Origin of the sequence: Yersinia alsatica (assembly GCF_025133195.1) — a bacterium.
GTDB classification, from domain to species: Bacteria; Pseudomonadota; Gammaproteobacteria; order Enterobacterales; family Enterobacteriaceae; genus Yersinia; species Yersinia alsatica.
In genome coordinates, this window is record NZ_CP104006.1 from 2,473,524 (window position 1) to 2,491,023 (window position 17,500).

The window sequence follows — 17,500 nt, forward strand, 5'->3', positions numbered from 1 at the left end:
TAACCGATTGTAAGAGTGTGAATTCGTTTTATCGGATATTTTTATTGTTCTGATAAGAACTCTAGTTTTTGCTGGCGGCAAGATAGCGATTTGTAGTGAAAACTACCGTGATCCTGCTCTCAAATGCTCAATAAACTCGCCGACGATCACTTGTTACGAATTTACATCTGATTGTTGTGTTAATGTTTATTTTTTATCACTAAGGATAATAAATAAGCATTCTTTGTACTGTTCAATAAATAAACAATCAGATTTTCATCCTCTCTATCTTTGTGGGAAATATATTTTAACCACGCTTATGAATCTAGTTAAAATCAAGTTTTTCACTGATTTATTGATGAATATCATTAATGTAAAATAATGATATTGCATTAACTAATTGATTTTAAATGACTTTATCTTTTTTATGTTATCAGTATGGCTGCTGATACCTGGCGGTAATATAAACAGTTAAATAAGACAAAAATGAAAGGTTTATTGCTGAATTAAATAAGTCAGTGAGTGACTATTTGCATTCCATGGTTTATTTGTCATATGAAATATTGTGATGATTATTTGTCTGACAATATAACTGTCGCTATTTCTTGGCATAGATGTATTAAAAAGAATGACAAATGTTAAATTAATTTACCTTAAGCTCAGTTATTACTGGCACTTAATTATGGAATGAAATTGTGTTTTAAATTTTTTATAGATTAAAAATCATATTAAGCACAAATAAAATAGGGTTATAACCCCTTGGCTTATTTTGCTTAAATATAATACGTTTTTTAGATAATACACCTCTATCGTATTCATCCAGTATTTACACAATTAAGATTTTTGCTATGTAATCAAGGCGATCTGTCAGCGAGCGACTAAATCAGTATTTAGAGCGGAAAAAGTCCCATGCCAACGAGATGACGCGCATCTCACTAGCAAGGGAAATAATCAGTGGGGCAGGGCGTGCGGGCTTAACAGTAGGTTTTAATACTATGCTGTAAAAAGAATTGGCTGAATTCATCATCAGGTTGGCGATCAGTCACCAATGCATCAAAGAGGGTCAGAGCGCCAATACTGGCAGGTTTTATTTTGCCGAACTTACTGTGGTCAGCGACCAGAATTTTATGCTGGGATTTGGCAATCGCCCGGTGCTTCAGTAGGATCTCGTCGAAGTTGAAACACGTTGCGCCGTACTCAATTGAAACACCGGCTGCGGAGATAAAAGCTTTATTCGGGCAGGCGTTGTCTAGTTCATTGTGCTGGCTGATAGGGGTGAAAATGTAGTTGTTAGGCTTGAACTCGCCACCACACAGGATCACTTTACAGTTAGGTTTATCTTGTAAGGAAAGAAAAGTGTTGAGGGAGTAGCAAATGGCGGTAAATGACAGTTCTTCCTCTATTTCGTCAATGATTGATGGAATTGTGGTGCCACAATCAAAAAAAACAGTGTCATTCTCGGCAATAAGACGTGCTGCCAACTGACCGATGCGGCGTTTTTCTTCCACCTGCTTGGCTTGTTGGTCCGAAACAAAATAGTTATTGGCGTTATTGCTTTTTGGGTCCATCACCACGTAACCGCCCAACAAAATGACGGCAGTAGGTTCAGCGCTAAGATCTCGGCGAATGGTCATTTCAGACACGCGCAGCAGATTGGCGGCGTCTTTTAGATGGATTTTGTCGGAACGCTTAAGGGCCTGAGTAAGTTTATTAATTCGTTCAGCACGGCGGGTTTCCATAAGCTATTCCTGACAAGTTATTTTCAAAACCAAATATTGCGCACAACTCTTTGTAATGCAATCTAAAACAAGCTATTACAAAACAAAAAACAGCGTAAAACAGTCGATAGCAATAATTAAGCCCGACAAGCGCCGGGCTTACAATAATTTAGTAACTTGATGCGGAGGCGGACTGGCCTGAAACGATGGCCACTCCTGAACTGGTACCAATGCGTGTCGCGCCAGCTTTAATCATGGTTTCAGCTGTTGCTTGGTCTCGAACTGCACCGGATGCCTTAACACCCATGGCTGGGCCGACTGTGGCACGCATCAATTTTACATGTTCTTCTTTCGCGCCACCGGTGCTGAAACCGGTTGAAGTTTTAACAAAAGCGACGTCAAGCTCACGGCAGATATCACAAACTTGTACAATTTGTGCATCGCTAAGCAGGCAAGTCTCTAATATTACTTTCAACGGTGTTGCGCCGCAATTATCACGCACAGCCTTGATGTCAGCTTTAACTTCATCAATTTTGCCGCTTTTTAACCAGCCAACATTGATAACCATATCAATCTCTTGTGCGCCAGCCTTGATAGCCGCTTGAGCTTCAAAGGCTTTTGCTTCGGTCAGACCGGCCCCCAGAGGGAACCCAATTACTGAGCATACTTTTACTGGGCTACCCGCCAGTTGCTGTGCCGCCAGGGGAACATAGCCAGAGTTAACACATACAGTATAGAAATGATGCTGTTTAGCTTCTTCACACAACTTAATGATTTGTGCTTCAGTGGCATCCATTGCCAGTAGGGTATGGTCAATGTAGCTAGCGTAATTGATCGTCATGATTATTATCCTTTTGTTCATCTGTAAGTTAGTTCTGTTGTTATAATAATAACATTTAAAAGAAAAAACAAAGATAATTCTCACAAATATGGCTATTTTAGATTTTATTTTGTTATTTTAATTACATTGATGGCGATTAAATAGACAACAGATACACTTAATTGAAGTGTATCTGATTGAATTTTATTGGTTTTAAATAGAGTGGTATTTTTGACGAGAGAGATTGCCGGTCTTTTCGCTTACCGGCAATGTGAGATAAGTAACGTGCGGAGGATTAGCTTCTGACCCATCCTCTACTGATCGGCAAGGCAAAACTTACGTGATAAAGACGCTGCATACCATTCGAAATAGCTTCCCCGAATAAATTCCACACTAGCTGTGCGAACAAGCAGCCGACAATCCCTAGCAGGAAGGCTCCCACCATATCTAATGGCCAGTGAACACCCAGATAAATGCGTGACCATGCAATGGCGACCGCCACGATCATCATGCTGACTGCCGACCAGAGTTTGTGCCAGAAAACAAAGGCTAAGGCCACGGTAAAAATAGCGGTGCCGTGATCGCTCGGGAAAGAACTGTCCGGTGAGTGCGGTAAAAAGTTATAGCCAAAACCCACCACGAAAGGTCGATCATGGGGAATAAGCATGCCAATACAAGTGGCTGATAGCATGGAGAATGCAAGGGCAATGGCAGCTTTAGTGACCATGGTGCGCTGCATATCCATAGTGTTTTTCGGCCCCCATAGCCACAGCCCTATGAGCAAAATAGGGATAATCATAATGAGATCGCGTGCGATAAAAGTCGCAAAAGAAATTATCCACGATGGTGATGCTGGAGTCGCATTTATCATGGAAAAGAAAAAGTAATTCATTTGTTCCATCATTTTGTACCTTTATCGCGGTGGTAAAAACCGCTAATCATCCAAAACACAGCCAACTGGCTGAGCCATACCCACCAACCTGCCCACAGGTTGTGAGTAAGAAAATGTGCCCCACGCATAATTTGACCAAACCCCATCAACATGCCAAGGCTGGCACCGACGAACCAACACAGTGTGGCCAATCGCGGGCGCTCTGGGTAAAACAAGAAAAACAGCGCCATTACTGCAAAGCCGCTGGATGCATGGCCACCAGGGAAGCAGTGGCCGGGGCCTGCACCGACTGGGGCCGTCCCCATCAATACGTAGCTCAGGGATTTACCGCCGTACTCCACCAGATCCCAAGGGCAGGAGTGCGCGCTGGTGGCTTTTAGAATACCGATCACCAATGGGCCGATACCCAGCAGCAACATGGTGGTCACCAAGCGCCCATTGCGACGATAAATGCCCCATAACAATGTGACGATCGCCGCACTGATAATGCTCAGTTTCAGTAACCGGTGGTTAAGTAAATCCAGCCAGTAATTATTCTCCCACGGAAAATTCTGGCCAACCGGGTCAAACCAGTAATTACTGATAAACCAATCCAGTTGCTCGTTGCGGGACAACCACAGAAACAGCAATCCGCTGATCAACAACCCAAAAACCTGCCAAAAATAAAAGGATAACGGCAGTGAGTAAAGGGACTTTGTCCTAATTATCTGTACCGTTGAGGTATTATTTAATATAGACATAGTTGCGTTTGATTGAGCGGGCAGTTTGTTGGTCTTCACGAAATGGCCTGAAGCAGAGGTTTTGATGTTGATATTGTGTTTATTTTGTCTTAAGAAAGCCTTAAGGGCTGATAGCGAAGGGGATTACAGCAGAACTCAAATTTCAGGCAAGAAAAAACCCGATTAGTCTTGAACCTAAGAAGGCGGGACTATCGGGCTCCTCAATATGGGGACATCAAAGAAAAGCAGTGGCATTAATTCAGACCCCAGCTCGGTAAGAAAGTTCTGGGCAAATGAAAAAAGTATAAAATAATGTTTAGTTTTATCTTAAATGCACTTTTTCCGCGCTAACCTAATACCCCCGGCCAGACAATGACGATTAATGAACCTGCTAACGTCAATAATACGTTCGCGATGGCATAAGTTCCTGCATAACCTAGGGCTGGGATATTACTGCGGGCGGTGTCGCTGATGATATCCATCGCCGGAGCGCACGTCCGAGCCCCCATTATCGCGCCGAAAAGTAGAGCTCGGTTCATGCGCAATACATAAGCGCCAAAGATAAAGCAGATAACGACCGGCACCAAACTGACTATCAGGCCAGATATTAGCATCTGCCCACCAATGGCTCCCAGACTGCTATTAATGCCCCCACCGGCGCTTAACCCGACGCCAGCCATAAAGACCATCAACCCGAACTCTTTCACCATATTAAGCGCCCCTTGCGGGATATAGCCGAAAGTAGGGTGGTTAGCACGTAAAAACCCGAGCATGATGCCTGCCATTAATAACCCGGCAGCATTACCAATACCGAAGCTGAAATTACTAAATTGGAAGGTAATCAGGCCAATCATTAATCCCAAAATAAAGAAGGCACAGAAAGCCAGCAGGTCGGTAACTTGGCTGTGAATGGAGATAAAGCCAATCTTTTCAGCCACGCTTTTCACTCGGCGGGCATCACCACTGACTTGCAATACATCGCCTTTATTCAAGACCACATTGTCATCAATCGGCATTTCGATTTGGCTGCGAATCACCCGGTTAAGGAAACAGCCGTGGTCGGTCAGTTTTAAATGACTTAGACGTTTGCCTACCGCATTGCTGTTTTTGACCACAATTTCTTCTGTCACAATGCGCATGTCCAGCAGGTCACGGTCAAAGACTTCTTTCCCATTACGGAAGCTGGGGTCAAGCCGCGAATGTGCATCGGGATAACCCACCAGCGAGATCTCATCACCCACTTGCAGCACTGCATCGCCATCCGGGTTTGCCAGAATACCATTGCGGCGAATTCGCTCGATATAACAGCCCGTTTGGCGGTAGATCCCCAGTTCGCGTAGATTTTTACCATCAGCCCACGCCACCAGTTCTGGGCCGACACGATAGGCACGAATCACGGGTAAATAAACTTTACGTTGGCTATCGGTATCAAGGCCACGCTCGCGCGCAATTTGCTGAGCACTGGTCGGTAAGTCTTGATGCTGCAATTTAGGGAGGTAGCGCGCGCCTAAAATCAGGCTGACCAAGCCAATCAGGTAGGTCAGGGCATAACCGAGGCTCAGGTTATCTTGGGCATGTTGCAGCGCCGGATTATTGGCGATGGTATGGCGCAATGTGTCGCCGGCACCCACCAGCACGGGAGTTGATGTCATTGAACCTGCGAGCATACCGGCCGTTAGACCAATATCCCAGCCAAATAACTTACCAAGACCGAGGGCCAGAATCATGGCACTGCCCACCATGACCAAGGCGAGCATCAAGTAGTTTTTGCCATCGCGGAAGAAAATAGAGAAAAAGTTTGGGCCAGCTTCGACACCGACACAAAAAATAAACAGCATAAAGCCCAGATTGAGCGCTTCTGTATTGATAGTGAAATGCTGTTGCCCAAGCAACAGTGATACCACCAACACACCAATAGCGTTGCCTAATTGAATAGGACCCAGCCGCAGTTTGCCTAGGCATAATCCCAGCGCTAAAACTACGAATAACAGCAATATGTAGTTGCCGTTTAACAAATTTGCGACGTTTATATTCACTAGTATGACTTTCTATTTAGCCCGGATGACGATGATTTACGATGCACTCGCCCTCAATGTAACGCTAGAGCGACACATATCTTTAAATTCAAAAATGTTATCGCCAAAAAAAGATAAATGTTGGCAATAACGGGGCTTATTCTAATCGGTCTGCTGCGAGACAGCCAGTAGTAAGCAGGAAGTTTGGCATAGCCAGATAGATATGCTTGGTTAGTAATAAAATGTGGGCTTATATGCTACTAATAATCGAGGGTGAACCGCTTTGGGGCGATATTTTTACTGCGGTGAGATAAATGACAGGCAATAAAAAAGGGTGTTAAACACCCTTTATCGGATAAAACCAACCAAAATTGACAGAAAAACCCTATTGGTATAGAAAACTTCAGTTGGTTGCTAACCGGATTACTGGAACAGGCTTAGATTTTGTTTCGCGTAAGCTTCAAAATCGGTGCAACCACCAATATGTTTTTCATCGATAAAGATTTGTGGCACGGTTTCTACCGGTTTACCGACTGTTTTTTCCAGGTCAGCTTTGGTAATACCTTCCGCATGAATATCGATGTAACGGAATTTAAAATCGTCGCGTTCAGTTTCCAGCTTTTCCGCCAGTTCTTTGGCACGAACACAGTAAGGACATCCAGGACGCCCGAAAATTACAGCAAACATGTAGAACTCCTTGATTAAATTGAGATAATCACTTCGCCAACAGTTACTGATATATTCAACTGTTAAATGACTTCTAGCGCATTACTCACTCTCACTGGGGTCTACTATGCCCTTTGGCGTAGTGAAAAAAAAGCAGGAATTACCTGTTAGTCTGATTAATCTTACCTATTTGCTTATCGATACTGTTACAAACAGTGGGGATTCAATACACTGAGTCAAAGTCGTTCTTGAGCTTATCGGAGGCAAAGATGCGCTCGTTAGGAGATATGCCCCGCATTGTGATTATTTCAGAAGTGTTGGGGATGGTATTACTGGTTGTTGCCTATCTTAGTATTAATGACTTTGTGTCATTACCTGGTTCGATGGGAACCGCCACTGTTGCGATTATTATGATTTTTGTCGGAATTGGCCTGATGCTCCCGGCTGCCGCCTATATTGTTTGGCGCGTGGCCAGCGGTTTTGGGCCATTATTAGGCAGTGCAGATAGAATATCCAAACCGCAATCCAAGAAAGAGTTAGATGAAGAGCGAATAAAAAAGGAGAATAAATCTGAGTAAGGTCATGACCAAGTCTTCTTTAGGGCATTAAATTAGTCGGGATTGAAGTGGCACTGTCGGCCAATATTCCGTAAGCTATGCCACTTTTCGTATTATGAGAATCGTGAGGTAGGTAGTTATGGATTCACTCATCGTCCCGGATTTAGCCTTATTACGGCGTTGGCTGGATCAGCTCGGTATCTCATTTTTTGAATGCGATTCCTGCCAGGCACTGCATTTGCCGCATATGCAAAATTTTGAGGGTGTGTTTGATGCCAAAGTTGATTTGGTTGATAACGTCATTCTGTTCTCTGCACTGGCCGAGGTTCGGCCGACAGCTTTGATCCCATTAGTGGCCGATCTTAGCCAAATTAATGCCAGTTCACTGACGGTTAAAGCCTTTATTGATATTCAGGATGATAATCTGCCAAAACTGATTGTTTGCCAGTCGCTGACAATAGAAGTTGGGGTAACATTTGCCCAATTTGGCTACTTTATGCAGCAGTGCGAAGAACAGATCTCCATGATTATTTTGGAAGCACGTGCTAATGATTTGCTCTTCATTGGCAACAGTGACGACGATGAGTTGCCGCAAACTGCCACGGCTTATCCTGTTATTCATTAATCGACACCTCACATCAATTATCAGAGTGCTGCTGATCATCAGTGGCACACTGCTATCCCCCTTATAAACCATAAGATATTCTGCTTTTTACCCGCCTTTGCCAGATATTTGTCGCCGTTTATACCGTAAGTGGCGCATTACATAGATAGAATATGCATAAAAAATCGATAAAAGGCGTTTTTTACCCTAGAGTCTGGTGTGAATTGCGAACTGCGGTTATGCTGCTGTTTCTGCAACGGGCATAATATTCCCCCGCAATATCAGTGATTATCCTTGTTAGGTTAATAATCACACGCCGTGCATAGTCATGCATCTGGTGTTTGTGGCAATCACGCTCGGCAGGCCAAAGGTGTTGTATCCCCTCGGATACAAATTTGCGTACGACCTCACCCCCTATTTTGGAGGAGTTAACGGATGTTCACCCAACGTAAAAAGTGGTTATCGGGTGTTGCTGCTGGCCTGTTAATGGCCGCGTCCGTCTCAGCATCTGCTGAGGAAAAAACACTGCACGTTTACAACTGGTCCGATTATATCGCGCCGGATACGCTGGCAAATTTCCAGAAAGAGACCGGCATTAAAGTTGTCTATGATGTGTTTGACTCCAACGAGGTGTTGGAAGGTAAATTGATGGCGGGGAGTACCGGGTTTGACTTGGTGGTGCCATCTGCCAGTTTCCTCGAACGTCAATTGTCTGCTGGCGTATTTAAGCCGCTGGATAAAAGCAAATTACCGAATTACAAAAATCTTGATCCCGAATTGTTGGCCTTGGTCAGCAAACACGATCCCGAGAATAAACACGCAATCCCTTATCTGTGGGCGACTACGGGTATCGGCTATAACGTAGAAAAAGTTAAAGCAGCACTGGGGACTGATGCCCCCGTCAACAGCTGGGATTTAGTATTAAAACCCGAAAATCTTGAGAAGCTGAAAAGTTGTGGCGTCTCTTTCCTCGATGCGCCAAGTGAGATTTTTGCCACCGTGCTCAATTATCTGGGCAAAGATCCGAACAGTATTCAGGCCAGTGATTACACCGGCCCGGCCACTGATTTACTGTTGAAATTACGACCGAATATCCGCTATTTCCACTCATCACAATATATTAATGATTTGGCCAACGGCGATATCTGCGTTGCGGTAGGTTGGGCTGGTGATGTTATGCAGGCTTCTAATCGTGCCAAAGAAGCTAAAAATGGTGTGAATGTGGCTTACAGCATTCCAAAGGAAGGGGCACTAGCTTTCTTTGATGTGTTTGCGATGCCATCTGATGCCAAAAATCAGGATGAAGCTTATCAGTTCCTGAATTACCTGATGCGCCCTGATGTGATTGCGAATATCAGTAATCACGTGTTCTATGCGAATGCCAACAAAGCGGCAACCCCGCTGGTGAATGCAGAAATTCGTGATAATCCGGGCATTTACCCGCCAGCTGATGTGCGCGCCAAAATGTTCACTCTGAAAGTACAAGATCCGAAAATTGATCGCGTGATCACGCGGGCCTGGACCAAAGTGAAAAGCGGTAAATAAACCATTGGCGTGACGCAGTTACTCATTGAAGACTGTTAACCCATTGATGAAAAAGTAAAATAGACCATGGTAGGGACAGGGAGTGTATCTTCCTGTTCCTGTTTTTTTATTGTGCCGCACCTTGAATGCGGCCTGTTCTGCTTTCACGGAGAGCACGCTGAGTGAATGATGTAATTCCCCGTCCGCAGCCAAAATCCCAGAAGGTGTTTACCCCCTTGCTGGAGATTCGCAATTTAACCAAATCATTTGATGGTCAGGCCGCGGTAGATGATGTCAATTTGACCATCTATAAAGGTGAGATTTTTGCGCTGTTAGGGGCTTCAGGCTGTGGCAAATCCACCCTGTTGCGTATGCTGGCCGGTTTTGAACAACCGACTCAGGGGCAAATAGTGCTTGATGGGCAGGATTTGTCGCATGTGCCGCCTTATCAGCGCCCAATCAATATGATGTTCCAGTCGTATGCATTATTCCCACATATGACTGTCGAGCAAAATATCGCCTTTGGTTTGAAGCAAGACAAACTCCCAACGGATGAAATCAAAAGCCGAGTGGCAGAGATGCTGACATTGGTGCATATGCAAGAGTTTGCCAAACGTAAGCCGCACCAGCTCTCTGGCGGTCAGCGCCAGCGAGTGGCACTGGCGCGCAGTTTGGCGAAACGGCCCAAACTGCTGCTGCTGGATGAGCCCATGGGCGCATTAGATAAAAAGCTGCGCGACCGCATGCAACTGGAAGTAGTGGATATTTTAGAGCGGGTGGGAGCCACTTGCGTCATGGTGACCCATGATCAGGAAGAAGCGATGACCATGGCCGGGCGCATTGCCATTATGAACCGTGGCAAATTTGTGCAAATTGGCGAGCCAGAAGAGATCTATGAGCATCCTAACAGTAGATTCAGCGCAGAGTTTATCGGTTCGGTGAATGTGTTTGAAGGGGTGCTAAAAGAGCGTTTGGATGATGCACTAATTATTGATAGCCCCGGCTTACGCCATCCGTTGAAAGTTGATTCTGATGCTTCGGTGGTTGATGGTGTGCCCGTTTTTGTTGCCCTGCGTCCAGAGAAAGTGATGCTGTGCGAGCAGGTGCCGGAAGACGGTTGTAACTTTGCGGTGGGTGAAGTGGTGCACATTGCCTATCTGGGCGATTTGTCTATCTATCACGTTAAATTACACAGTGGGCAGATGCTGAGTGCGCAGCTACAGAATGGCCATCGCTATCGTAAAGGGATGCCAACCTGGGGTGATGAAGTGCAACTCTGCTGGGACGCGGATAGCTGTGTGGTGTTGGGAGCTTAATATTGTGATACCAGAATCTACCCGTGGGGCAGCAGAGCCACCGACCCGCGCTATCGGGCCAGTTAAGGCGCTGATACAGCGCTTCCAGATGTCGCATGGCCGCAAATTGGTCATTGCGATGCCCTATTTGTGGCTATTCCTGCTGTTTATGCTGCCATTCCTGATTGTGTTTAAAATCAGTCTGGCAGAGATGGCGCGTGCCGTTCCCCCTTATACCGACCTGGTGACCTGGTTGGACGGTAAGTTGGATATCTCGCTCAATCTTGGCAACTATCTGCAACTGCTTGATGATCCACTGTATATCGATGCTTACCTGCAATCACTGCAAGTGGCGGCGGTATCGACATTTTGTTGCCTGATTATCGGCTATCCATTGGCGTGGGCGATCGCCCACAGTAAATCATCCACGCGCAATATCCTATTGCTGCTGGTGATTTTGCCGTCATGGACCTCATTCCTGATTCGCGTTTATGCCTGGATGGGGATACTAAAAAATAACGGTATTCTGAATAACTTCCTAATGTGGACCGGGATTATTGATCAGCCGCTGATTATTCTGCACACCAATCTAGCGGTATACATTGGCGTGGTGTATTCCTATCTACCTTTTATGGTGCTGCCTATCTATACCGCGCTGACCCGGCTGGATTATTCGTTGGTTGAAGCCGCGCTGGACTTGGGGGCGAAGCCATTTAAGACTTTTGTCAGTGTCATTGTACCCTTGACCAAAGGGGGAATTGTTGCGGGCTCCATGCTGGTCTTTATTCCTGCGGTCGGTGAGTTTGTTATCCCTGAACTGCTCGGTGGGCCGGATAGCATCATGATTGGCCGTATTTTGTGGCAGGAGTTCTTCAATAACCGTGACTGGCCGGTGGCCTCAGCGGTAGCGACGGTGATGTTGGTGTTGCTGATTGTGCCGATACTCTGGTTCCACAAACACCAGAATAAAGAGCCAGGAGGCTCGGTATGAATAACCTACCGGAAGTGCGTTCGGTCTGGCGCCGGGTGATCCTGATTGTCGGCTATACATTCTTGTATGCGCCGATGCTGATGTTGGTTATCTATTCATTTAACAGTTCAAAATTGGTCACCGTGTGGGCAGGGTGGTCAACCCGTTGGTATACTGAGCTTTTTAATGACTCGGCGATGATATCTGCTGTTGGCTTGAGTCTAACTATCGCGGCAGCTTCTGCCACAATGGCGGTGGTGCTGGGGACGATAGCCGCAGTGGTCATGGTGCGCTTCGGGCGTTTTCGCGGCTCTACCGGCTTCGCTTTTATGCTGACCGCGCCGTTGGTGATGCCCGATGTCATCACGGGTTTGTCACTGTTGTTGCTGTTCGTGGCCATGGGCCACGCCATTGGCTGGCCGGCGGAGCGCGGTATGTTTACCATCTGGCTGGCCCATGTGACGTTCTGTACCGCCTATGTGACGGTGGTGATCAGTTCGCGTTTGCGCGAGTTGGATCGGTCAATCGAAGAAGCGGCGATGGATTTGGGGGCGACGCCATTAAAAGTCTTTTTCGTGATTACCGTACCGATGATTGCACCGGCGCTCATCTCCGGTTGGTTGTTGGCCTTTACCTTATCGCTGGATGACTTGGTGATTGCCAGCTTTGTTGCCGGGCCGGGCGCAACCACGTTACCGATGTTGGTGTTCTCCAGTGTGCGCATGGGGGTTAATCCAGAGATAAATGCCTTAGCGACGCTTATCTTGCTGGTGGTCGGGATTATCGGCTTAATCGCGTGGTGGTTTATGTCCCGCGCGGAAAAACAGCGATTGCGCGAATTACGTAAAGCTGCCCGTAGCTGATTAGCATTAAAACTGTTAGGCTTTCATCATCTTATAACGCCGCGCTTAAGCGGCGTTATTGTCAAGGATAACATCAGGTTGCAAAACCTGAGCAGGGAGACCAACAGGGCAATATGAGATCGTTATTTTCATCCTCAGCGTTTTCATCTGCGGCGACTACGCCGGTGCCGGTGTTAATTGCCGGAACGGCCATCATTGCGACCCGTTTTATCGGGGTATTACTGTTGGTGGCGGAACTGGGCTGGAGCGGTACCGGCAGTTTTATTTATGAAAGTCTGCAAACCTGGGGTTCCGGCTTGGTCTTTACTGTCAGTATTTTGCTGCTGCTACTGGAGATCCTGTGTGGTGTCGCAGTCTGCCTACGGCAAAATTGGGCGCGCTGGACCTATTTGGTGTGTCAGTTACTCGTCATTGTTTATTTATTGATGGTATCGCTGGATTGGCTATCTCTTGATGTGGATGTTTTCCGCGTCGAAGGGGATACTGGCGCAGAAATCCTGCATAGCCTGCTGTTACAGAAGATCCCGGATGTGGTGATTATCGGTTTGTTGTTTTTCCCCTGGCACCACGACTTCCGCGCGCCAAAATGAGTGTTTAGCGTGACACAGTGCTACAATCCGTTCCCATCAACAGCCTCGGCTGCAAATTATTTAATGTCTCAGATTATAACGGTCAATTATTAATGCATTGCGCACAATATACGGCAGGTAGTTGCCGTTCTTGTCAGTGGCTGGATAAACCTTATCCCCAGCAACTAACTGACAAACAACATCATTTAGAAAGTCTGTTATCCGGCCATGCCGTAGCTCAATGGCTCGATCCGGTGTTCGGGCGTGAAAGTGCTTTTCGTAATAAAGCGAAAATGGTGGTCAGTGGCAGTGTTGAACGCCCGCTGTTAGGGATGTTGCATCGTGATGGCACTGCGGTAGATTTGTGTGATTGTCCCCTTTATCCGGCCAGTTTTGCCGCCATTTTTGCGGTGCTTAAAATCTTTATTGCCCGTGCGGGTTTGACGCCCTATAACGTGGCCCGTAAACGGGGTGAGTTGAAATTTCTGTTGTTGACTGAGAGCACCTATAGCGGCGAGCTTATGCTGCGTTTTGTACTGCGCTCTGAAGCTAAACTGGCGCAACTGCGGGCAGCGTTGCCGTGGCTTCAGCAACAATTGCCGCAACTGGCGGTTATCTCGGCCAATATTCAGCCGGTGCATATGGCGATTTTGGAAGGGGAGCAGGAGATAGCGTTAACTGAGCAGCAGGCGCTACCCGAGTTATTCAATCAGGTTCCGCTGTTTATCCGGCCACAAAGCTTTTTCCAGACTAATCCACAGGTAGCGGCCTCGCTGTATGCCACGGCCCGCCAATGGGTGCGTGAACTGAATATTGATAGCATGTGGGATTTGTTCTGTGGGGTGGGCGGGTTTGGTTTGCATTGTGCCGATACCGATACTCAGCTTACCGGGATTGAAATCAGCGCTGAAGCGATTGCTTGCGCGCGACAGTCTGCGGATCAGTTAGGGCTAAAAAACGTCAATTTTGCCGCGCTCGATTCAACCCGATTCGCTAGCGCCGAAGCACAAGTGCCGCAGTTGGTTTTGGTCAATCCGCCGCGCCGTGGAATTGGCAGCGAACTGTGCCGCTATCTCAGCCAGATGGCACCTAAATTTATTCTCTATTCAAGCTGCAATGCAGAGACGATGGCAAAAGATATTGGCCAGTTAGCGGATTACCGCATTGAGCGGGTTCAGTTGTTCGATATGTTTCCACATACTAGCCATTATGAAGTGCTGACATTACTTACCCTTCGTCCTTGAAGCCGCAGGGTGTTAGCTGCGCGTGCGCACCCGAATCACTTACCTGAGTAAGCTCATCGGGATGTGTTTGCTGGCCGCCGAGCTGCAACTCCAATGGCTTTGAGGACTGATTAACGTGTGGATCAGTTAGGAAACCACTTATCATTAATGGCTTTGTATGTGCCATCAGCTTTTACTGCATCAATCGCTTTATTCAGTTTTTCCAACAGCGCACTGTTCTCTGGGCGCACGGCAATCCCCAGCCCAGTACCGAAATATTGCGGATCAGTCACATGCTGGCCAACTGACGCCAGATTCGGGTTGGTTTTCAGCCACTCATTAACGACCGCAGTGTCACCGAACACCCCATCAATACGGCCATTTTTCAGGTCGATAATGGCATTTTGGTAGCTGTCATAAGCCACGGTTTGAATTTCAGGGTGCTTATCCTGTAGATATTTTTGGTGGGTGGTACCATTTTCCATGCCGATTTTCTTGCCTTTCAAGTCAGCGAAAGAACTGAATTTACCTTTCGGGGCGATGACAATGGCTGAGTTAGCATAGTACGGCTGGGTAAATGCCACTTGCTTGCTACGTTCAGGAGTAATGTCCATACCGGAAATGACTGCATCATAACGTTTGAATTTAAGCGCGGGGATCAAGCTATCAAAGGCCTGATTGGTAAAAGTACAGTTGGCTTCCATCTGCTTGCATAATGCTTTTGCCAAATCCATATCAAAGCCGACAATTTCGTTATTGGCACCAATAGATTCAAAAGGCGGGTAAGTTGCAGAAGCGGCAAACCGGATAGTTTCTGCGGCAGTCGCACTGAAAACCATACCACTTAAGATTGTTGCCAATAGTAACTTTTTCATGCTTAAACTCCTGTCTGAATTTTTTTAATAGAATACGTTGTTAGTTATTGATTTTATTATTGCTGGTGATGCTTCATCGCGATTTATTCGGATGAATGATGATGTTTACATTGCCATTTTATGAATTTATATGCAAGTAATGTGATTAAAAATTTAGTTTTTATTTTTGTGATAAAAGAAGGGGGGATATTTTGATTAATCGATATCGAATCAGATTTCGGTTGATATTCATTTAGGTGTTCGGTTCGGTTGTTAAAGCTTCACTGCTCACTTAATCTCCGTGGCCTCAACCGGTCAAGGGTGTGTTGGCGCACACCCTTGACAATCCCGCGCCTACGCACGTATCGCTAGCCCACTTCGTGGGTGTCCCTCACTCATCGTTTCGGCTGGCGGACGGCTTTACGCGGGTCCCTCCGCGCGACGCCTAAAACGGGCGTCCTGCCCATTTTCCTTGCCTACTCTCTTCACTCGGCTGCTCAAATGTGCTTTTAAATATTAAGGTCAAAACATTGGTTTTTGGACTTTGATGTTAAGCGCAATCAGGAATATTGCCGACAAGGATGGAGGGTAGAGTGAGCGGGCATGGACGCCCGCGAAAAGCGCGCTCGGGCAAGGATGCCCGTCGCGCTGGCTCGTTAAGCCCGGAAGACGCAGGAGGTTTACCCGCAGGGCAATATTTCGCGCAAGCGCGGGATTCCACAAGGGTGTGCGCTCACACCCTTTGGCGGTTGGTTCATCCGAGATTAAGTGAGCAGTGAAGCTTTAACAACCGAGCTGAGCACCTAGTTCAAGCAAAACCATTAGGAAAAGCTTCCCCCTAATTACGCCGCTCAAACGCTAATGCTCTGCGCTCCACCAACCGCATTAACAGGGTCAGCAAACCATTGACACACAGGTAAACTATCCCCGCCGCACCGAATACCATCACGTCATAGGTACGGCCATACATCAATTGGCTATAACCCATAACTTCCATCAATGTGATGGTGTAAGCCAGTGAGGTACTTTTGAACACCAATACCACTTCGTTGGAATAGGAGGATAGCGCGCGTTTGAAAGCATAAGGCAGCAGAATGCGTAAGGATTGTGCTTTGGACATCCCCAGTGCTTCGCAGGATTGCCACTGACCGGCCGGAATCGCGCGGACAGCACCGTGGAACAGCAAGGTGGTATAAGCCGCGCTGTTCAGCGCGAGGGCTATCATGGCACACAACCAAGGTTGCGATAGCACATGCCACAACCACGGAAATTCGCGAATCGCTGGGAACTGGCCGGGGCCATAATAAATCAGGAAAATCTGCACCAACAGCGGAGTACCGGTAAACAGAGTGATGTAAATCTTTACCACCTGGCTCGCTATCGGGGTTTTCAGTGTCAACACAATGGTAAACAGCAGTGACAGCACCAAAGCAACCAACAGAGAGGCGATGGTCAATGTCAGGCTGGTATGCAGCCCTTTAAGAATCTCGGGTAAGTATTCCAACATCAGGATGGGCTCCGCTCAAAACGGGTGGTACGGAGTTCAATCCATTTGAGTACATACTGACTCAGCAGGGTAACCACCAGATAGATTGCCGCGGCAATCATATACCAAGTGAAGGGTTCCTGTGTTCGAGTGGCAATGCTTTTGGTTTGCAGCATCAAGTCATTGACACTGATCAGCGACACTAACGCAGTATCTTTCAGCAGCACCAGCCATTGGTTACCTAAGCCGGGTAAGGCATGACGCCACATCTGCGGCATAATCAGACGGAAGAAGATAGCCGCCTGACTTAAGCCCAGCGCCTGACCTGACTCCCATTGCCCGACAGGCACCGCTTTCAGTGCACCGCGTAAGGTTTGCGAAGCATAAGCGGAATAGAGCAGGGCCAGGGCGATAACACCACACAAGAATGGGCTGACCTCGAAATCATCAATATTGAGCTTAATGGGCAGCTCAAACAGATAGAGATTTAGAGTAAAGCCGTCCGACAGCATCATCAGTAGCTGAGAAGAGCCAAAATAGATAAACAGGACCACCAGTATCTCGGGTAGCCCGCGTAAAATAGTGACCCAGCCGGTGGTCAGGTAACTGACCACTTTCCAACGCGATGATTCACCGACGGCAAACAGCATCGCCAGAACCAGGCCGAGGACCAAGGCACAAACGGCAAGGCCGACGGTCATGCCGGCGGCGCTTGCTAAAGGTTGAAATTCATTCATGGGTGTTTA

17 protein-coding genes are annotated in these 17,500 nt (G+C 46.9%); 8 read left to right on the forward strand and 9 right to left on the reverse strand.

The window, feature by feature from the left end; translation table 11 throughout:
* Positions 1-953: 953 nt before the first annotated feature.
* From deoR to N0H69_RS10965, 6 genes are all read right to left on the reverse strand, one after another.
* On the reverse strand, positions 954-1,718 hold the full coding sequence (gene deoR / locus N0H69_RS10940) for a DNA-binding transcriptional repressor DeoR (protein WP_050120917.1): 765 nt from the start codon (positions 1,716-1,718) through the stop codon (positions 954-956).
* A 148-nt stretch (positions 1,719-1,866) separates the two neighbouring features.
* Positions 1,867-2,538 carry a deoxyribose-phosphate aldolase gene (deoC, locus tag N0H69_RS10945; protein WP_050145398.1) on the reverse strand — a complete coding sequence of 224 codons (672 nt, stop codon included), beginning with the start codon at positions 2,536-2,538 and terminating at the stop codon, positions 1,867-1,869.
* A gap of 274 nt (positions 2,539-2,812) precedes the next feature.
* Positions 2,813-3,418, reverse strand: coding sequence for an undecaprenyl-diphosphate phosphatase (ybjG, locus tag N0H69_RS10950; RefSeq protein WP_050120918.1), 606 nt, complete (start codon positions 3,416-3,418; stop codon positions 2,813-2,815).
* Positions 3,418-4,089: a phosphatase PAP2 family protein gene (locus tag N0H69_RS10955; RefSeq protein ID WP_050106359.1), complete on the reverse strand. Its 672-nt coding sequence runs from the start codon at positions 4,087-4,089 to the stop codon at positions 3,418-3,420. The genes ybjG and N0H69_RS10955 overlap by 1 nt, the downstream gene beginning before the upstream one ends.
* A 386-nt stretch (positions 4,090-4,475) precedes the next feature.
* Entirely contained in the window at positions 4,476-6,164 is a 1,689-nt protein-coding gene (locus N0H69_RS10960) for an aspartate:alanine antiporter (protein ID WP_050106257.1), read from the reverse strand.
* A gap of 402 nt (positions 6,165-6,566) precedes the next feature.
* On the reverse strand, positions 6,567-6,830 hold the full coding sequence (locus N0H69_RS10965) for a GrxA family glutaredoxin (protein ID WP_004710767.1): 264 nt from the start codon (positions 6,828-6,830) through the stop codon (positions 6,567-6,569).
* 248 nt (positions 6,831-7,078) lie between these two features.
* Here N0H69_RS10965 and N0H69_RS10970 point away from each other — a divergent pair, with 248 nt between their 5' ends.
* The 8 genes from N0H69_RS10970 (at position 7,079) to rlmC (ending at position 14,435) form a co-directional block, all read left to right on the forward strand.
* Complete coding sequence (locus tag N0H69_RS10970) at positions 7,079-7,387, forward strand: YbjC family protein (RefSeq protein ID WP_050106259.1); 309 nt, start codon at positions 7,079-7,081, stop codon at positions 7,385-7,387.
* A gap of 118 nt (positions 7,388-7,505) precedes the next feature.
* Positions 7,506-7,991, forward strand: coding sequence for a type III secretion system chaperone family protein (locus N0H69_RS10975; protein WP_050106260.1), 486 nt, complete (start codon positions 7,506-7,508; stop codon positions 7,989-7,991).
* Positions 7,992-8,405: 414 nt separating this feature from the next.
* On the forward strand, positions 8,406-9,515 hold the full coding sequence (gene potF / locus N0H69_RS10980; RefSeq protein ID WP_050106262.1) for a spermidine/putrescine ABC transporter substrate-binding protein PotF: 1,110 nt from the start codon (positions 8,406-8,408) through the stop codon (positions 9,513-9,515).
* Between the two features lie 161 nt (positions 9,516-9,676).
* Entirely contained in the window at positions 9,677-10,810 is a 1,134-nt protein-coding gene (potG, locus tag N0H69_RS10985) for a putrescine ABC transporter ATP-binding subunit PotG (RefSeq protein WP_050106264.1), read from the forward strand.
* A 4-nt stretch (positions 10,811-10,814) separates the two neighbouring features.
* Positions 10,815-11,780, forward strand: coding sequence for a putrescine ABC transporter permease PotH (potH, locus tag N0H69_RS10990; protein ID WP_050151099.1), 966 nt, complete (start codon positions 10,815-10,817; stop codon positions 11,778-11,780).
* Positions 11,777-12,622: a putrescine ABC transporter permease PotI gene (gene potI, locus N0H69_RS10995; protein ID WP_050120955.1), complete on the forward strand. Its 846-nt coding sequence runs from the start codon at positions 11,777-11,779 to the stop codon at positions 12,620-12,622. Before potH ends, potI begins: the two co-directional genes overlap by 4 nt.
* A gap of 113 nt (positions 12,623-12,735) precedes the next feature.
* On the forward strand, positions 12,736-13,212 hold the full coding sequence (locus N0H69_RS11000; protein WP_050106269.1) for a YbjO family protein: 477 nt from the start codon (positions 12,736-12,738) through the stop codon (positions 13,210-13,212).
* Positions 13,213-13,304: 92 nt separating this feature from the next.
* A complete protein-coding gene (gene rlmC, locus N0H69_RS11005; protein ID WP_050151100.1) occupies positions 13,305-14,435 on the forward strand; it encodes a 23S rRNA (uracil(747)-C(5))-methyltransferase RlmC in 1,131 nt (376 codons plus the stop codon).
* Between the two features lie 122 nt (positions 14,436-14,557).
* On the opposite strand, the gene N0H69_RS11010 is transcribed toward rlmC, so the two are convergent.
* The 3 genes from N0H69_RS11010 to artQ all read right to left on the reverse strand — a co-directional run bounded on the left by N0H69_RS11010 (position 14,558) and on the right by artQ (position 17,491).
* Entirely contained in the window at positions 14,558-15,289 is a 732-nt protein-coding gene (locus N0H69_RS11010) for an arginine ABC transporter substrate-binding protein (RefSeq protein ID WP_050120957.1), read from the reverse strand.
* An 817-nt stretch (positions 15,290-16,106) separates the two neighbouring features.
* The gene (artM, locus tag N0H69_RS11015; RefSeq protein WP_050120959.1) at positions 16,107-16,775 is read right to left on the reverse strand and encodes an arginine ABC transporter permease ArtM; all 669 of its coding nucleotides are present in this window, start codon (positions 16,773-16,775) and stop codon (positions 16,107-16,109) included.
* Positions 16,775-17,491: an arginine ABC transporter permease ArtQ gene (gene artQ, locus N0H69_RS11020; RefSeq protein WP_050106273.1), complete on the reverse strand. Its 717-nt coding sequence runs from the start codon at positions 17,489-17,491 to the stop codon at positions 16,775-16,777. Before artQ ends, artM begins: the two co-directional genes overlap by 1 nt.
* Between the last annotated feature and the right edge of the window lie 9 nt (positions 17,492-17,500).